Below are 15,572 nucleotides of genomic sequence, written 5' to 3' on the forward strand. Positions count from 1 at the left end.
CACTGTCTTCGGATGAATCACTGTCCTCAGACGAATCGCTATCTTCGGCGGAATCACTGTCCTCGGCAGAGTCACTGTCTTCAGCGGAATCACTGTCCTCGTGAGAGTCACTATCTTCAGTAGAATCGCTAACTTCTTCAGAATTGCTATCATCAACAGAATCACTATCTTCTACGGAATCGCTATCTTCAGTAGAATCACTGTCTTCGGATGAATCACTGTCCTCAGACGAATCGCTATCTTCGGCGGAATCACTGTCCTCAGACGAATCGCTATCCTCAGCAGAATCACTGTCCTCGGCAGAGTCACTATCCTCATGAGAGTCACTATCTTCAGCAGAATCTGAATCCTCATCAGAATCGCTATCCTCTTCCGAATCTGAATCCTCATCTGAATCTGAATCAAACGTCGAGTCCGAATCCCACAAAGAATCAGAAATCTCAGTTGACTCTAAATCTCGCTCATAATTAAGCTCTTTAGCAACCGTCGTTGTCTTAGTCGTCGAATCTTTCTGCGTAAACTTAGAAGCATCTTTCAAGTCAATCGGCTCATTAGCTAGCGCCACTTCTGCCGCAGTAGGTGGCAGCCACCCATCAGCACGATTCGTGTCCTTACCAGTATCAGGATCCGCCATATCAACCTCCGAATAAACAGGCGCAACCCTCACAATACCAGTCGCCGAATCAACACTAGCACCAGTACCAGCATATTCAGTCGTCGGATCCAACGTATAAACAGGAAGTGTCGGATGAACAGCCAAATTACCACCAACCGCATAATTAAGCAACTCTGTCGCAGTTGAAGTCGTCGGAATCTCAGCACCTGTTACCTGATCCACATAGTAAGTTCGTTTAACACGAATCTTCTGAGGCACCTTGTGACTCTTAGGATGCTGCGGATTATGGTTGTAGATATGCGACACTTCATAGTCAACTAAGAACCATTCTTCCTTCGCAACAGTATCATGCACTAACTCAATCTCATATTTTTGGTCAATGTTGACATCCGTATCAAAACTCGCCGCTACCAACTCCGCTTCAGTCAATGTTACAGCACCGCCAACAACAGTTTTATCCGTAATTGACTTGATAATATAACCTTTGGATTTATACGAATTAAGAATATTTTGAATATTGTCAGCCGCATTACCAGGGATATTGTTCAAGGACGTTCCAGATACCCCTTGCGTTGTCACCACTTCATTTGGCAAAAGACTAGGATCTGTCACGTCTTTAAAAGTAAACTGGGCAACCTGCGCATCTTCATCCAAAGTAATCGTCAGATTTTGAATCGCTATATCGTTGGGTTTCTCTGCACCAGTCGTTCGATTCAAATTATCACTATGGTCGAACTCGAATATCTTAGCTTGCTCATCAGCAGTGAGACTATAACCGTCAAATAACGGAGAAAGACTGTAACCAGAGCGAGTTAGCAACTCTCCGTAAGTTATCTTTTCATCAGATTTACCAACAACAACAGGAAGTGTAATTGATTTTCCAGCTACGGGCAGACCACTAGAATCTTTAGGCTGAATCGTGATGTTCACTTTTTGAGTCAGCGGTGTCACAGCGAAAAACGAAGGCTTACCATTTGTTCCTTGTTCCCCAACAATCACATTATTAGGAATCTTTGTCTCATCAACCTTGTAGCCATCAGGCACATTGAGATATTTGTAGTACTTTTTATTCCAATTAATAGTATTACCAACATTGGCAGGCACAAGCTCCTCGCCCTCGACAATCTTACCAGCCTCTTCTTGAGAGACAGCAACTGTATCAATAGCCGTTTCATTGCCAGCATCATCTGTATAGACATACTGATACTTCACATCATCAACAGCATCACCATAAAGATAGATATTATAAGTAAACTTTAACCCTTCCATCGGTACAATCGCAATTTTAGGTTGACCATTCATAATACCAACATCAGCATTATCAACGTTTGATGTTTGAGAGCCTTCATTTTGATCCTTGGCAATATCCGAAGCATTCACTTGTTTAGCTAATGCAAACTTATAATTTTGGGGAATTTGATTGCGCACGTATTGCGAAACTTGTACAGGAATTTCCTCACCGATATAGTTATTCGTTAGATCTTCTTCAACTGTTTTGATGATTGTACCATCAGGCGCAACGTAGTTGAAATACATCTTACCAGTATCAATCGCATTCGTTTTAAACTCACGGAAACCAGTCACACTGAATTTGTTAGCTTCTATAGTAGCTGCCGCATCACTACCTGTCAAATCAGGATAAGCACTCCCATTTCTAATCGTCAGACGAGCAAACTTATCTGTTCTAGCTGCCGTATCACTGTTATCAAGACCAGTGTTAGCATTCCAAAACGAAATAGATGAGTTTTCCATGATGAAACTACCTGTACCAGTAATTAAATTACCAGCATTAGAGATAGAACTATTTGCCTCATACGAGCCGATTCTCAAGCTTTTTGGAGAGATAAATTTTATTTCTGCGCTAGTACCGTCAATATCTATCACATTGTTAGTGTTATTAGTTTGACGAATCTCAAGCTCTGTCCCTGCACCAAAGAACATCGTGTCACCATTGTCCATATCAATAGATGGATTTGAGGTCAAGTCCAAAGCTGTCATTTTCAAATTTTTACCAAATTTATAGGCTTTATTGGCAGTACCACGAGAGTCCATGATATTATTAAAGCCCTCTTGATACCAAGTAACATCATCACCAATATTGACTACCTTATGTTCATCAAAAAACATACCATAACTATTTTGCGTATAGTCATTTTCAGCATGAACTGTTGCACCATCACCGATATTAATATCTTTATCATAACCGTTGTATTGTATCCAAAACATCGCATCTGTATCACCATTATCTGCATCTGGACGAACGGAAATAATCTGAGAATTGTCCGTTACCTCAAAAGCTGAGTTCCAACCGAACTCTTGTCTGCCTCGACAAAATACACGACCTGAAAACGTTGTCTTACTGTCTCGACCCAAGTTACGAACCAAACGCCACATCTGTTTATTAGTAGTTCCTTGATAAGAATCAGTATCACTTACTGATTCATTAGCTGTAACATTGTCAATATTGATTTTCCATTTATTATTATTTCCCGCATCATCAACATTAAATAACGCATAGTCAGCAGTTGTTTGTTGCAAGAAATCAGCATTCAACACAGTGAATGTGGCATCAACATCCTCAAACCTGATACTGACACCACCCATATCAATCTTATGACCACCACCGTCAAGTGTCAAGTCATCTTGACGATAAGTCAAATCTGTACGAGATGTAACACCTGATGCAAAATCAGCCATTACTTTTATATAGCGAACATTTCGATTGTTGTAAGCAAGACGAAAATCAGCATAATTATGAACTTCTACATAAGCCCCCACAACAGTCGCACTAGCACTAAGACCTGAAATGGTGACTGGCGCTAAAGCTTTTGCCTCATCTGCGGCTCTACCATCACGAGCTTTAACAACAGCATCTGGCAATGGCACATGTACCGAAGTTGACGATTTCGGTGGATTAGCATCTTTGTAATCAATTAGACGATCAAACTCAGCACGATTTGCATCTGTGTCACTCTTGACAGACAAAATATTCTTTGCCGTAATCACAGGATCACGTGTCAAATCATTTTTCGGCAGCACCAAAGCCCCCTCTTGCTTCTGCAATGCCTCAACAATCGCAACATCCGTTTCATCAGCAGTTGAAACTATGGTATTAGCAATGGCGCCACCACCCGAAACAATAGCCAGTGTCGAAGCCGCATAAAGCCAATGTTTACCTGATTTCCACGAACGATAGTATGTCTTTTTCAACTCGCTAGTTTGGCGTTTCATTTCATGTTTACCCAAACTAAACCATTCAAGCTGACTACTATGTTTACTCGTTTCAAAAAACATATGCATTTTATCGTGTCGAACCTTTGAGCGCTCCGACTGCCAACTGCGCTTACTACTAGAATGTTTACTAATAAACCTCTTCATTTTGAGACCTCATTCCCTCATTTAAATTGAATCTGTAAAGATGGCATATCTAAAATCTTTTATTTTTTAAAAGTACAGATATGTTTCATTATACAGTATAACATTAAGAAAACCGAACAATATGAAAGGTTCCGATTACAGAACTTTTAGCGACTTTTTGGCATTTTGTCAGAATTATTATATAATCTTTTTTTAATCATTAGTGTTTCGTTTTTAATAAACAAAAACTTTTGTTTTTTGTTATCTAATTTACATAGCGTTAGATAATAAAAAAGTAGCATTTTTACGCTACTTTGATACCTTATTAAAAATATTTAAGTGTAAAATATCATTTACTGTGTTCTCGTAGGGGATTCGTCTCGAAAAATTGCGTAACACTTAATAATTCATGACTATGAGAATTTTTCATAGAAATTTCAATAAAATAACAAACGCTAGTTTTAATACTAAAACTAGCATCTATCTACATCAAATTATTTTTCAGAAGTTCTAAAAATCAAAAAACCTCATCAAACAGATGAGGTTTCACAATAGTCCGTACGGGATTCGAACCCGTGATACCGCCGTGAAAAGGCGGTGTCTTAACCCCTTGACCAACGGACCTAGGGAATAACACTTAACATTGCTCTCTTTCAGCAACATAAATAATTATACCCTAAAATTTTATCTTGGTCAAGTGTTTTTAGCAAAAAATTGACATTTTTTGTATCAACTTCATTTTCCACCTTAAGGCTGATATTTCTAGTAATTTTTCTGCTATAATAGTAATTAGTTATGAAAATATTACTCTATTTGGAGGCTGAAAATTTCCTACGTAAATCAGGAATCGGTCGTGCCATTATCCATCAACAGCGCGCACTAGATATTGCTGGCGTTGCCTATACAACAGATCCTCACGAGGATTTTGACATCGCACATATCAACACTTACGGCATCAAAAGCCTGATGCTTATTTTTCGTGCGAAACGTATGGGTAAGAAAGTTATCTGCCACGGTCATTCGACAATGGAAGATTTCAAAAATTCATTTGTCTGCTCGAATTTACTTGCACCGCTTGTCAAAAAATATCTGACGTTTTTATACAATCAAGCTGATATGGTCATCACACCAACCGAATATTCTAAAAAACTCATCAGCTCATACGGCATCAAAGCACCAATTGTTGCTATTTCAAACGGCATTGACCTCACAAAATATGCCCGTTCAACCAAAAAAGAGCAAGCCTTCAAGCAGTATTTCAAGATAAAAGACGGTCAAAAAATCATCATGTGCGCCGCACTTTATTTCAAACGCAAAGGCATTGATGACTTTTGCAAAATTGCCGAAATGATGCCAGACGTGCGCTTTATCTGGTTTGGCGAGACAAATGTTTGGACGATTCCGCGCTGGGTACGCCATTTGGTCAAGACAAATCATCCTAAAAACGTCGAGTTTCCTGGTTACATCAAAGGCGACATTTACGAGGGAGCAATGACAGCGAGTGACGTTTTCTTCTTCCCATCACATGAAGAAACCGAAGGAATTGTCGTGCTGGAGGCGCTCGCCTCCGATCAAAACGTTGTCGCCCGCGATATTCCTGTCTATGACGGCTGGCTAGATAACTCAGCAGCTACATTTGCCAAAACGAACAGTGACTTTGTCTCAGCACTCAAAAACGTGCTGAACGGCAAAATCGACAAGCGACAAGTGGGTTACCAAGTCGCCGAAAGCCGTTCAATCGAAAGCATTTCATCCCAACTCGTCGCAGCCTACCAAAAACTTTTAGGAGAATAAGATAATGAGAATTGGTCTATTTACCGAGACTTACTTACCACAAGTCTCCGGCGTTGCCACCTCAATTGAGACTTTAGCCAACCAACTCACGAAAATGGGGCATAACGTTTTCATTTTTACAACCACTGATCCACACGCAAATCCCGATGATGACCCCGAAAATGTTATCAGATTACGTAGTATTCCGCTAATTTCATTAGCTGAACGGCGCTTTGTCATCAAAGGTGTGTTTGCAGCTTACCAAATCGCTCGAACTTATGAGCTTGACATTATCCATACACAGACGGAGTTTGGCGTAGGTGTTCTTGGAAAATTGGTCGCAAGACAACTGAAAATCCCTGTCATTCACACCTTACATACCAAATACGAGGACTATGTCCATTATATCGCCAAAGGCAAGATTTTACGTCCTGGCATGATTAAATATATCATCAGAACTTATCTCCACGGTGTTGACGGCATTATTGTACCAAGCAAAATTGTCTTTGATATTGTCAATAAATACGGTATAACACTTGAAAAACGCATCATTCCAACAGGAATTGAATTAAACAAATTTCTCCGTCCTGAGATTAGCAGAAAAGATGTTGCGCAGCTTCGCAAGGAACTTGGCATTCAAGATAAAGACATTATGCTGCTCTCCTTGTCTCGAATTGGCGAAGAGAAAAACATTCAGGCGGTTATCAAAAGTCTGGTTGCCGTTCGTGAAAAAGCGCCCGTCAAGCTCATCATCGTCGGGAGCGGTCCTTATTTGGAAAACTTACAAAAACTTGTCGCCAAACTCGAGTTGACAGATAGTGTCACTTTTGCTGGACTGGTTGACAACGAACAAACTGCCTACTACTACAAAGCCGCAGATTTCTTCATCTCAGCCTCAACCAGCGAGACACAGGGACTGACTTATATCGAGTCGCTAGCTTCTGGCACGCCGATTCTCGCCACCAACAACTCCTATCTCCAAAGTTTAGTGACTTGTCCTGCTTTCGGTCGTCTTTTTGACAATGATGACCAGATTGCTGACACCATTTTAAAAGCAATTGAGACAATAGATGACTTTGACCAAACAGTTTATGATACGAAATTATATGAGATTTCCGCAGAAAATTTTGCCAAGCAAGTCTACGAATTTTATTTGGATAAAATCATCTCAAATGACCAAAAATTGCTAGAACAAGGCGAATCAATCCCCCGCCGAACAGCACGAATTGTTCGGCAAGCACCTGCCAAAACAGTCAAAAGTGTCTCAAGAACACCAAAAAAAGTTGCTTATTTTGCGAAAAAAACGATGAAACATGCCAAAATTTTACGCAAGTATGGTAAAATGAAGTAAGAAAATAATATACTTATTCAAGCACAAAAACAAAATACTTGAACAAGTATAATTTGAACCATGTAACATCAGCAAATAATAAATAAAAGGAACGAAATAACATGAAATCTCATCTCTCAGCAATTATCAACCGCCTCGAAAAACTTATCGAATCAGGCGACCCGAAAGACACTTTCAACTTTGAAAAAGACGAAGAAGTCCAAATTACAGTCAGCTTTGACGGCGAAAATCAAGTTTTTATCGTCAAATATCCAAAAATCAAAGAAACTTCCGATTTTGATAGCATTGACCTTGTCGCTATGGAAATCTTTGATTTGATTTATTGAAATAACTAAAAATCCTATCAAATTAATGATAGTTTTTTTATAGCGTTTTGACTTTTAGGTTCTTAAAAATAGCTGTCTTTTGTCTTTAAAAGACTGGGACAAAAAGCCTATTTTTACTTATTCAAAAACAAAAAAACCGCATGAAATCAACGTTTTATAAAACGCATTTCATGCCATTTTTCTATTATCTCGACTTTCGTTCCAGTCTTTTTTCTAGTACCAATTATTGACAGTCATTTTTCTCTCATAAACCGATAATTTTTAGGTGTTAGCCCAAATGCTTGCCGAAAAACTGACGTAAAATAGCTCGAACTTTGAAAACCGCAAAGCATGGCGATTTCAGAAATTGTTCGACTGGTATCGCGCAACATCTCACAACTTTTGGCTAGGCGATATTGGTTGAGGTAGGCGTTGGGCGTTTGCTGAATGTAGTGGCTAAAAAGCCGACAGCATTTACTACGACAAACTGCGCCCGCACTGGCAATTGCCTCAATAGACAGCTTATCATCAAAGTTTTTGTGAATGTAGTCAATCATTTGCCAAATGCTAATCTGTTCTGGCGTCTCGTCAACTGTGTTAGAAACTTGAGTCAACTGGTCGCTAATCTCTGCACACAGCGCAAGCGATTTGGCAATGACGTGGAGCGGATTTTGCAAATCTGTTTGCATGAGCTTGTAAATGTCACTGATTTGCCTCAAAGCAGGATGTTCGTCCTCTAACAAAAGATAAGACGTGGTATTTTGAGCAAATTTTTCTGCCACATATTTCTGAACAGCAAGGGAATTTTCTGAAAACAGAATCGGATTGATAATCAAAGCAATAAAACGACAGTCATTTTTAGCATCAGAAAAACCATAATGCAAGCGCTTGCTATTGACAAATAGCCCATTTCCCTTTGTCAGCGTAACGATTTCGCCATTGACAGAAAAAGCCATACTACCAGATAAGACTTTGATAAATTCAAGGTCACGGTGCCAATGGCAAGGTGCAGCATATTGATAACTTTGAAGGTCGTTAATTCTAGCGTAAATTGGAAAATCAGGCTTATTATAAGTCAAGTTTTCAGATTTGTCAGAATACACATCAATTGACCAACTCATGTTCACGATTTCCTTTCTTATTACTGGACAAAAAAATGTGGTTAAGGGCATCTATAAAAACTGAATTTTCCAAATTTTAGATAGATTTTTTAAGCGCAAGGCTAGGAGGATTGACGTAGGATTTGGAAAATCTAGCACATCTTTTCCTGTCAGAGATTTTATGAGCTGATAAAATTTGGGAAATCTGAGTTTTTAGAGATGCCTTTAAATAAAAAAACTTTCGGATTTTTGACAATACCATACAAAAAAACAACTGTTTATATAAATATTTTCAAGTTTGAATCTTATAAATACGATTTTAACATTATTATACGTGATTTTGCTAGGAATTACCCGTTAAAATTTATACAATTTTGATAGAAATAGAAAAGAGGTAAAGAAATGGACGAAATTAAACTTATTGCAAGTGATATGGATCATACTTTATTGACAGAAAATGGTGATTTGCCACCAAATATTGAGGCAACGATTGCCAAGTTGACTGAGTTGGACATCAATTTTGCGATTGCCAGTGGTCGCCCGCTCTATACGCTAAATGACGTTTTCCAAAAAACAAGTGACCAGATGATTTTCATCGCTGACAATGGCGCTGCAATCGCTTATAAAGGGGAAGTGATTTTCAAAAGTCTGCTTGAAACTGCGACTTATCAAGCGATTATCCGATTTATTGTGGCAGAAACGGACGGCATTCCAATCTTGTGTGGCTTAGATTCGGCGGTTATTTCTCGGACGGATGCTCGGCATATCCCATTTTTACAAACATTTTATAGCAAGATTAAAACAGTTGATAACCTTGCAGATAGTACCTTAGCTGCCGATAAATTAACGATTTATTTCCCTAAAAAGAACAGTCAAATTTTTTACGAAAAGCTTTTTAAACCTCGTTTTGCTAAAACTTTGTCCGTGACTGTTGGCGATACGATTTGGATTGACCTCATGAATCTCGGCATTGACAAAGGAAAGGCGATCACTTTTTTGGCAAGATATCTCGGGATTGCGACAAGTCAGATGATGGCTTTCGGCGACACTTACAATGATGTTGAAATGTTGCAAGCCGTCAAATATAGTTATCTCGTTGCCAATGCAAGTAGCGATATGCAGCAATATGCGACTTTCACGACCGCCTCAAACGATGATAATGGCGTGATGAAAATAATTGAAAAAGTCATCAAAGCAACTGAAAAAAGAGGATAAAATGACTAACTTAAAAAGAAAAATGAATGGCTTACCCTACCACTACGACGACCCTGAGATAATGGGCGAGCAGATGACTTATCTGGAAACACTTTACGACTATAATGCAACAAGACCAACTGAACATGAAAAAAAGCAAGCGCTTTTAAAGAAAATGTTTGCCGAAATCGGCGAAAATTGCCATATTGAAACGCCAATTCACGCTAATTGGGGGTGTCACAATGTGCATTTTGGTAGTGGCATTTACTGCAATTTTAATCTGACACTTGTTGATGACGCCGAGATTTGGGTGGGTGACAATACTATGTTTGGACCAAATGTTGTGATTGCGACTTCGGGACATCCGATTCTGCCGATTTTGCGAACCAATCACTATGTTTACAATCTGCCTGTGCGGATTGGCAAAAATGTTTGGATTGGTGCTGGTGTGCAAATTCTGCCCGATGTGACAATTGGTGATAACACTGTGATTGGTGCTGGGAGCGTGGTTACCAAAGATATTCCTGCAAATGTGGTTGCTTTTGGCACACCTTGCCAAGTGGTTCGTCAGATAAATGAACAAGATAAACTGTTTTATTTTAAAGATAGAAAGTTAGATATTTGGGCATGATAAAAAGGTTAATTGTATATTAAGATTGACCCTTTTGATTAGTTAGCCTAACACCATTTTCTGCCAAAAATGCCAATTTTTTTGTTCGCGTTTTAAGCGTTTCTTTAAACCAATATTCACGTTTCATGGCGTTTGATTTGTCGGGAAAATTTTCCGAATAAATCAGCTGAACTGGCAGGCGTGCTTTGGTATATTTCGCACCTTGTCCGCTATTATGCGCCATCACGCGCTTATCTAAATCATTGGTATAACCGCCATAAAGCGTCTTATCAGCGCACAATAGCACGTAAAAGTAATGTTCAGCCATAATAAATCTTGCCTACCTCATCTGTATAAGTACCGTCAGCATGATGTAAAATCAGTGGCGGCAGAAATTTCTCGCCACCAGTTTTGCCGTCTTTTATCGCATCAATCAAGAGGATATTAGCCTCTTTGTCAGCTTTAGGATAAACAAATCTAATGCGTTTGGGCATAAGATTGTATTTTTTCATGGTCTCGGTAATCTCAAAAAAGCGGTCTGGTCGATGTACCATTGCCAGATGTCCGTTGGTCTTGAGCAATTGTTGGCTAACTCGACAGATGTCATTCAAGTTAGTCGCGATTTCATGTCTTGCAAGCAGATAATGTTCACTTTCATTCACACGTGATTTCTCGTCTAGTTTAAAATAAGGTGGGTTACAAAATATCAAGTCGGCGCTTGAGGGCTTGAGATAGTTTAGCGTATTTGCCAAATCGTCGTTAATCACGCGCACTTGCTGGTCTAGCTCGTTTAGCTGCACACTTCGTCTTGCCATATCTGCTAAACGGTCTTGGATCTCAATTTCTACGATGTCAGCAGCTGTACTAGCACTTGCAAATAAACCCACTGCACCATTTCCCGCACACAAATCGACAATCAAACCGCGTTTAGGGATGTTTGGGAAACGGCTGAGAAGGACGGCATCAACGGAATAGGAAAAAACGTCGCGCGACTGGATAATCTTGACGGCGTTAGTTGCGAGCTGATCGATTCTTTCGTTCGTTTTGAGTGAAATGGTGGTCATGGTTTTATTATACCAAATTTTATGGTAAGATTTAAGGTAAAGAAAAAATATAAGAGGAAAATGATGACTGAAAAAAATTATATCGCTGATATGCGCGCACTCGTTGGTCACACGGGTATGATTTTCGTGACGGCTTTTGGTGTGTTGTGGAATGCTGAGCGCACTGAAATCTTGCTGGAACGTCGTGCCGATTCGCCCGATAGTGGTTGGGGGTTCCCTGGCGGTTTTCTTGACTATGGCGAGTCGCCCATGCAAGCGGTCGCGCGTGAGTTCAAGGAGGAAACTGGTCTCGATGTCGAAGTCGTGCGTGTCCTAGGTATTTCAACTCATATCACAGGCAAAAATTCTTGGGGCGATGCGCAGGAAAATATCGCAATTGGCTTTGAAGTCGCCTTGACTGGTGGCAATATCCAAGCTGACGGCGATGAAACGCTTGAAGTTGCTTGGATACCTGTAACCCCTGAACCCAAAATGTTTGTTCCGCAAGCGCAGAAAACGATGCACAAGATTTTGACGGAAAATGAACGCAGCGACAAGACTTGGTTTCGTGAAAATGGCGAGTAAACCTGATTTATCAGAGACAAAAAAACTAGAAATTCTCGCTAAAAGCATTTCTAGTTTTTTCAAGCTCTCGCTGTCACATCACTTACCACACTGTCTAACGCTTTAGCATTTGCCTCTTTCATCAACTCATTCAGGAAAAAGCCAGATTTTAAGTCAAGTGGTTCGCTATGTGCATAAACAATCAGCTGATAATCGTGATTTTTATCAGGAGGTGTCGGACCAGTATAGTGCTCAGTAATAGCTGGACTTGCCTTTGGTAAAAAGCGCGAAACATTGGTATTTTTACCTTGAAGAGCAGAAGTTGTACGTGAAAAATCTTCTGGAATTTCTAACGATTCACTAGCCACAGCTACATTTGCAACAAGCCAATGAATCCACGGAAAACCCGCTGGCACAACCGCATCATAATCAACTAACGACCACGACAAAAAGCGTGCCGTTTCAGGAATTTCCGTAATGTCAAACGGAAAAGAGACAATCGGATGTCCCTCACTTTTGAAGTCATCCGCCGCAAATTTGGCATATTTATCAGGCAAAAAACCGTTTTCATCTTTTTTAATTGTTAATTTCATACTTCCATCTTACCACAAAATACTTTTCAACGCCCGATTTTTTGCTATTTTATGATAAGATTATAGTATGCTAACTGAACATACACTATTAACTTTTCTCGCCTATTTTCCTGTTTACGCTTTTCTAGGCTGGTGTCTTGAGGTCATCTACGCTTCCGTCAGAACAGGAAAATTTGTCAATCGTGGCTTTTTAAATGGTGCCGTTTGCCCAATTTATGGTTTGGCTGCGGTTATTTTCATCATTTTCCTCAACCCGATAATTGACAATCTGCCGTTACTTTATCTTGCCTCCGTACTAATTGCGAGCGCGCTTGAGCTAGTCGGCGGTTTTGCGCTAGAAAAACTTTTCCATATGCGTTGGTGGGATTATACGCACGAACGATTCAATATCGGCGGTTACGTTTGCCTGAAATTCTCGATACTTTGGGGATTTGTCGGCATTTTCTTGCTGAAAATCGTTCAGCCGATGATTAACGGCATTTTCCACAACTTGCCCGCCTCAACCATGACAATTGCACTGGTGGTTTTCTACCTGCTTTTTATCACCGACGGCATCATTACTGTGATTGCCATTTCCCACCTGAATCGCGATTTGCAACAGGTAGATGAGCTGTCGCGGCTGATTCATAGAAGCAGCGATATTTTAGCTGAAAATATCGGCAATTTTGCCATTAACACCTCTGAAAAATTTGATGCCAAAAGAGATGAAATTTCTGAAGAATTTATGGCACGTAAAGCCCTGTACATGCAACAAAAAGAAGAACTATTCAAACATCACAATCTAATTCGTGCCAGACTCCTCAAAGCCTTTCCAAACCTCAAACACGACACCAAACACCATGCACTTGATGATATGAGAAAACGATATGAAGCATATCGAAAGAAATAAAAGATGCCCTATAAAAGCAGAACAGATTTAGAGCAAATCTGTTCTGCTTTTATCATTTATATGCCAATAAAAACCTCAACAAGTTCTTGAATTTTTTGTAAAACTGTTTGTTTCTTCGATTCACGCGCCCCACGTCTGCGTGATGTGGGCGGTAAAATACTATCAAGCTCCGCTCCTGCTGAATCTACATGACCTTTACTGATTGATTTTTCAATGAAGCGCGTTGATTCTTCTTTGAGATTTTCATCTTCTGCCAGTTTTTTAATTTGCACCTCTTTTTGCTCATTTGCATATGAATAGAAGGCGGCTAATATCGCATCAGTGGTTGTCAACTTAAATAAATCTGTTTCATTGATAAAGTCGATAATTAATGTTTCTTTAGCACGAGTACCAAAACTTGAACGAATAATTCTCCGAATGTCAATTTTAAGCCTATCCAAATCATCGTGCTGCTTAAATTTTTCAAGAATCAATACCAAGATATAATCAAGATTGATTTCATCTGTTTTTAGCAAATTAATTTGAAATTCAATATCAGAAAAATCAACATCCGAATCCGCTCTGCCATTTCTGCCACCCTTGCTTTTCAGAATTTCGTCGCAAATACCAACATAAACACTTTTCATATCCTGCATTTGCCGCTCAGAAATAATTGGCTCATAATAAAGTTTGCTTAGCCATTTGTCAAATCTTCCATATTAAATGCCTCATACCCCTCGTAATAATAGGATACATCTATACCTTTGAAAAAAGTTTCTTGACTCAAATCATCTGTCAAAGCATTTTGAACTAGATATTTTAATTCACCTGTCGCAACATGACTTCTAATCATGGCATTAAGATAGTCGTCTTTACTGATTTCGTTCCAATTAATGGTTTGGTGTAATTTGGTACGTAATAAACATTCAAGCCAAAGTCTAGTCGCTCGACCATTTCCCTCACGAAAAGGGTGTGCAATATTCATATCAGCATACTTATCAAGAATTTCATCAAAAGTTTCATGGGGTAGTTTATCAATATACTGTAGAGACTGCTCTAAAAAAATACGTGGTGCAAACTGAAAATTATCTTTTGCAATATTGACATCACGGATTTTTCCAGCAAAATCATAGACATCTGAAAATAGAAATTGATGAATTTGAGCTAAACCTTTGAATGTTCCGATTTCAAATTGATAGAGTTTGCCCGTTTCAAAAAGTTCTTTCGCTCGGAGCTTTGTTAATTTTTCTTCTGTGCGATTAAGTTCTGCTTGGTTTGTGATAGCCAATTTATTTTCTAACACCATGTTTACTCCTGCACTATTTTGATAATTTTGCCATCTAATAACTTTAAGTTTATCTTGTCATTCCTCAAAATTCTTAATGAACTCTCGTTCCCAACTATTATTTGAATGAAACAATTCATCTAATGACGGCAAAGTTTTTGCACGTTCTTGAAATTCTTCATTAAGTGACATTAACCATTCAATAAACTGCTCTTCCACAGCAATATCCGTGATATTAATCAATTTTATTGCTTGCCATACTGTCACAACTTCCGTAAGACGTTCTATTCCTTTGGCATCTGCCATCCGATAAACTGAATAGCTATCATCTTCTTCAATCAATCTAGCTTTTTTCAACTTGTTCCACTGGTATCTTACCTTTGTTCGTTCTGTTTTACCAATCACAACAGCCATAATATCTAAAGCAGAAATGACCCATTCTTTTCTAATTATATGCCATGAATAATGGATAGTATATTCTTTGTAATTTTTACTTTCATCTACAAGCATTTTATTTTTTCCTCTTTCTGATACGTCACAATATCGCCAAAATCACAGTCTAACACCTCACAAATACGGCAAAGTATTTCTAAATTGACCGTCTGTTCTTTACGTATCTTCGTCATCGTATTGGGTGCAATTTTCGTTGCTTTTCTAAGGTCAAACATACTCATCTTCTTATCAATGAGTAATTTCCACATTTTATCAAAAGACCTCCATATCTTTTTCGCATGTTCGTATTGTATCATAGTTTGCACATTTTTTCAACGCACGTTCACAGGAATGCACGGTCGTTTCATAAATTTAATTTATCAAACAACATCACAAATTTCCAATAACAGCACACAAAACACGCTCATTTAACAAGCACTGTAAAAGATTTTGTTTCACACTTTTCTTCTTGTTTTTCTTT

The 15,572-nt window shown here is 39.0% G+C and carries 16 protein-coding genes and 1 tRNA gene; 7 read left to right on the forward strand and 10 right to left on the reverse strand.

Annotation, left to right across the window (positions count from 1 at the left end):
- A partial coding sequence (locus tag Hs30E_RS08315) for a pectate lyase-like adhesive domain-containing protein (RefSeq protein ID WP_172209496.1) occupies positions 1-3,994 on the reverse strand: 3,994 nt, incomplete at its 3' end.
- Between the two features lie 531 nt (positions 3,995-4,525).
- Positions 4,526-4,597: transfer RNA gene (locus Hs30E_RS08320), tRNA-Glu, on the reverse strand.
- Between the two features lie 171 nt (positions 4,598-4,768).
- Here Hs30E_RS08320 and Hs30E_RS08325 point away from each other — a divergent pair.
- The 3 genes from Hs30E_RS08325 to Hs30E_RS08335 all read left to right on the forward strand — a co-directional run bounded on the left by Hs30E_RS08325 (position 4,769) and on the right by Hs30E_RS08335 (position 7,423).
- Complete coding sequence (locus Hs30E_RS08325; RefSeq protein WP_172209497.1) at positions 4,769-5,767, forward strand: LTA glycolipid anchor biosynthesis glycosyltransferase, IagA/BgsA family; 999 nt, start codon at positions 4,769-4,771, stop codon at positions 5,765-5,767.
- A 4-nt stretch (positions 5,768-5,771) separates the two neighbouring features.
- Entirely contained in the window at positions 5,772-7,097 is a 1,326-nt protein-coding gene (locus Hs30E_RS08330; RefSeq protein ID WP_172209498.1) for a glycosyltransferase family 4 protein, read from the forward strand.
- 101 nt (positions 7,098-7,198) lie between these two features.
- Positions 7,199-7,423: a DUF1797 family protein gene (locus Hs30E_RS08335; RefSeq protein ID WP_172209499.1), complete on the forward strand. Its 225-nt coding sequence runs from the start codon at positions 7,199-7,201 to the stop codon at positions 7,421-7,423.
- Positions 7,424-7,656: 233 nt separating this feature from the next.
- Here Hs30E_RS08335 and Hs30E_RS08340 read toward each other — a convergent pair whose 3' ends face one another.
- Entirely contained in the window at positions 7,657-8,523 is an 867-nt protein-coding gene (locus Hs30E_RS08340) for an AraC family transcriptional regulator (RefSeq protein WP_172209500.1), read from the reverse strand.
- Between the two features lie 381 nt (positions 8,524-8,904).
- Between Hs30E_RS08340 and Hs30E_RS08345 the strand changes: the two genes are divergently transcribed.
- Together Hs30E_RS08345 and Hs30E_RS08350 are read left to right on the forward strand one after the other, a co-directional pair.
- A complete protein-coding gene (locus tag Hs30E_RS08345; RefSeq protein WP_172209501.1) occupies positions 8,905-9,717 on the forward strand; it encodes an HAD family hydrolase in 813 nt (270 codons plus the stop codon).
- Between the two features lies 1 nt (position 9,718).
- On the forward strand, positions 9,719-10,327 hold the full coding sequence (locus tag Hs30E_RS08350; protein ID WP_172209502.1) for a sugar O-acetyltransferase: 609 nt from the start codon (positions 9,719-9,721) through the stop codon (positions 10,325-10,327).
- 19 nt (positions 10,328-10,346) lie between these two features.
- Here Hs30E_RS08350 and Hs30E_RS08355 read toward each other — a convergent pair whose 3' ends face one another.
- The gene (locus tag Hs30E_RS08355) at positions 10,347-10,634 is read right to left on the reverse strand and encodes a GIY-YIG nuclease family protein (protein WP_172209503.1); all 288 of its coding nucleotides are present in this window, start codon (positions 10,632-10,634) and stop codon (positions 10,347-10,349) included.
- Positions 10,627-11,370, reverse strand: coding sequence for a tRNA1(Val) (adenine(37)-N6)-methyltransferase (locus Hs30E_RS08360; RefSeq protein WP_172209504.1), 744 nt, complete (start codon positions 11,368-11,370; stop codon positions 10,627-10,629). The genes Hs30E_RS08355 and Hs30E_RS08360 overlap by 8 nt, the downstream gene beginning before the upstream one ends.
- Positions 11,371-11,433: 63 nt before the next feature.
- Between Hs30E_RS08360 and Hs30E_RS08365 the strand changes: the two genes are divergently transcribed.
- Entirely contained in the window at positions 11,434-11,934 is a 501-nt protein-coding gene (locus Hs30E_RS08365) for an NUDIX domain-containing protein (RefSeq protein WP_172209505.1), read from the forward strand.
- Between the two features lie 59 nt (positions 11,935-11,993).
- On the opposite strand, the gene Hs30E_RS08370 is transcribed toward Hs30E_RS08365, so the two are convergent.
- Positions 11,994-12,506: a YbhB/YbcL family Raf kinase inhibitor-like protein gene (locus Hs30E_RS08370; protein WP_172209506.1), complete on the reverse strand. Its 513-nt coding sequence runs from the start codon at positions 12,504-12,506 to the stop codon at positions 11,994-11,996.
- Between the two features lie 67 nt (positions 12,507-12,573).
- Here Hs30E_RS08370 and Hs30E_RS08375 point away from each other — a divergent pair, with 67 nt between their 5' ends.
- Entirely contained in the window at positions 12,574-13,395 is an 822-nt protein-coding gene (locus Hs30E_RS08375; RefSeq protein WP_172209507.1) for a putative ABC transporter permease, read from the forward strand.
- A 56-nt stretch (positions 13,396-13,451) separates the two neighbouring features.
- On the opposite strand, the gene Hs30E_RS08380 is transcribed toward Hs30E_RS08375, so the two are convergent.
- From Hs30E_RS08380 to Hs30E_RS08395, 4 genes are read right to left on the reverse strand one after another with little or no spacing between them, the layout of a single operon-like run.
- A complete protein-coding gene (locus tag Hs30E_RS08380) occupies positions 13,452-14,048 on the reverse strand; it encodes a type I restriction endonuclease subunit R, EcoR124 family (RefSeq protein ID WP_228462028.1) in 597 nt (198 codons plus the stop codon).
- Between the two features lie 20 nt (positions 14,049-14,068).
- Entirely contained in the window at positions 14,069-14,680 is a 612-nt protein-coding gene (gene fic, locus Hs30E_RS08385) for a protein adenylyltransferase Fic (RefSeq protein ID WP_172209509.1), read from the reverse strand.
- 57 nt (positions 14,681-14,737) lie between these two features.
- Positions 14,738-15,169, reverse strand: a complete 432-nt coding sequence (locus Hs30E_RS08390; RefSeq protein WP_172209510.1) for a hypothetical protein — start codon at positions 15,167-15,169, stop codon at positions 14,738-14,740.
- Positions 15,160-15,360 (reverse strand): helix-turn-helix domain-containing protein, encoded by a 201-nt coding sequence (locus Hs30E_RS08395; RefSeq protein ID WP_267130241.1) that lies wholly within the window; start codon positions 15,358-15,360, stop codon positions 15,160-15,162. Before Hs30E_RS08395 ends, Hs30E_RS08390 begins: the two co-directional genes overlap by 10 nt.
- Between the last annotated feature and the right edge of the window lie 212 nt (positions 15,361-15,572).

This window comes from Pseudolactococcus hodotermopsidis (genome assembly GCF_011170085.1).
GTDB lineage: Bacteria > Bacillota > Bacilli > Lactobacillales > Streptococcaceae > Pseudolactococcus > Pseudolactococcus hodotermopsidis.

Excerpts from the sequence above, each read along its gene's own strand:
- Hs30E_RS08325 (WP_172209497.1), top strand. The coding sequence starts at position 4,769 with ATGAAAATATTACTCTATTTGGAGGCTGAAAATTTCCTACGTAAATCA.
- Hs30E_RS08330 (WP_172209498.1), top strand. The coding sequence starts at position 5,772 with ATGAGAATTGGTCTATTTACCGAGACTTACTTACCACAAGTCTCCGGC.
- Hs30E_RS08335 (WP_172209499.1), top strand. The coding sequence starts at position 7,199 with ATGAAATCTCATCTCTCAGCAATTATCAACCGCCTCGAAAAACTTATC.
- Hs30E_RS08340 (WP_172209500.1), bottom strand. The coding sequence starts at position 8,523 with ATGAGTTGGTCAATTGATGTGTATTCTGACAAATCTGAAAACTTGACT.
- Hs30E_RS08345 (WP_172209501.1), top strand. The coding sequence starts at position 8,905 with ATGGACGAAATTAAACTTATTGCAAGTGATATGGATCATACTTTATTG.
- Hs30E_RS08350 (WP_172209502.1), top strand. The coding sequence starts at position 9,719 with ATGACTAACTTAAAAAGAAAAATGAATGGCTTACCCTACCACTACGAC.
- Hs30E_RS08355 (WP_172209503.1), bottom strand. The coding sequence starts at position 10,634 with ATGGCTGAACATTACTTTTACGTGCTATTGTGCGCTGATAAGACGCTT.
- Hs30E_RS08360 (WP_172209504.1), bottom strand. The coding sequence starts at position 11,370 with ATGACCACCATTTCACTCAAAACGAACGAAAGAATCGATCAGCTCGCA.
- Hs30E_RS08365 (WP_172209505.1), top strand. The coding sequence starts at position 11,434 with ATGACTGAAAAAAATTATATCGCTGATATGCGCGCACTCGTTGGTCAC.
- Hs30E_RS08370 (WP_172209506.1), bottom strand. The coding sequence starts at position 12,506 with ATGAAATTAACAATTAAAAAAGATGAAAACGGTTTTTTGCCTGATAAA.
- Hs30E_RS08375 (WP_172209507.1), top strand. The coding sequence starts at position 12,574 with ATGCTAACTGAACATACACTATTAACTTTTCTCGCCTATTTTCCTGTT.
- fic (WP_172209509.1), bottom strand. The coding sequence starts at position 14,680 with ATGGTGTTAGAAAATAAATTGGCTATCACAAACCAAGCAGAACTTAAT.
- Hs30E_RS08390 (WP_172209510.1), bottom strand. The coding sequence starts at position 15,169 with ATGCTTGTAGATGAAAGTAAAAATTACAAAGAATATACTATCCATTAT.
- Hs30E_RS08395 (WP_267130241.1), bottom strand. The coding sequence starts at position 15,360 with ATGTGGAAATTACTCATTGATAAGAAGATGAGTATGTTTGACCTTAGA.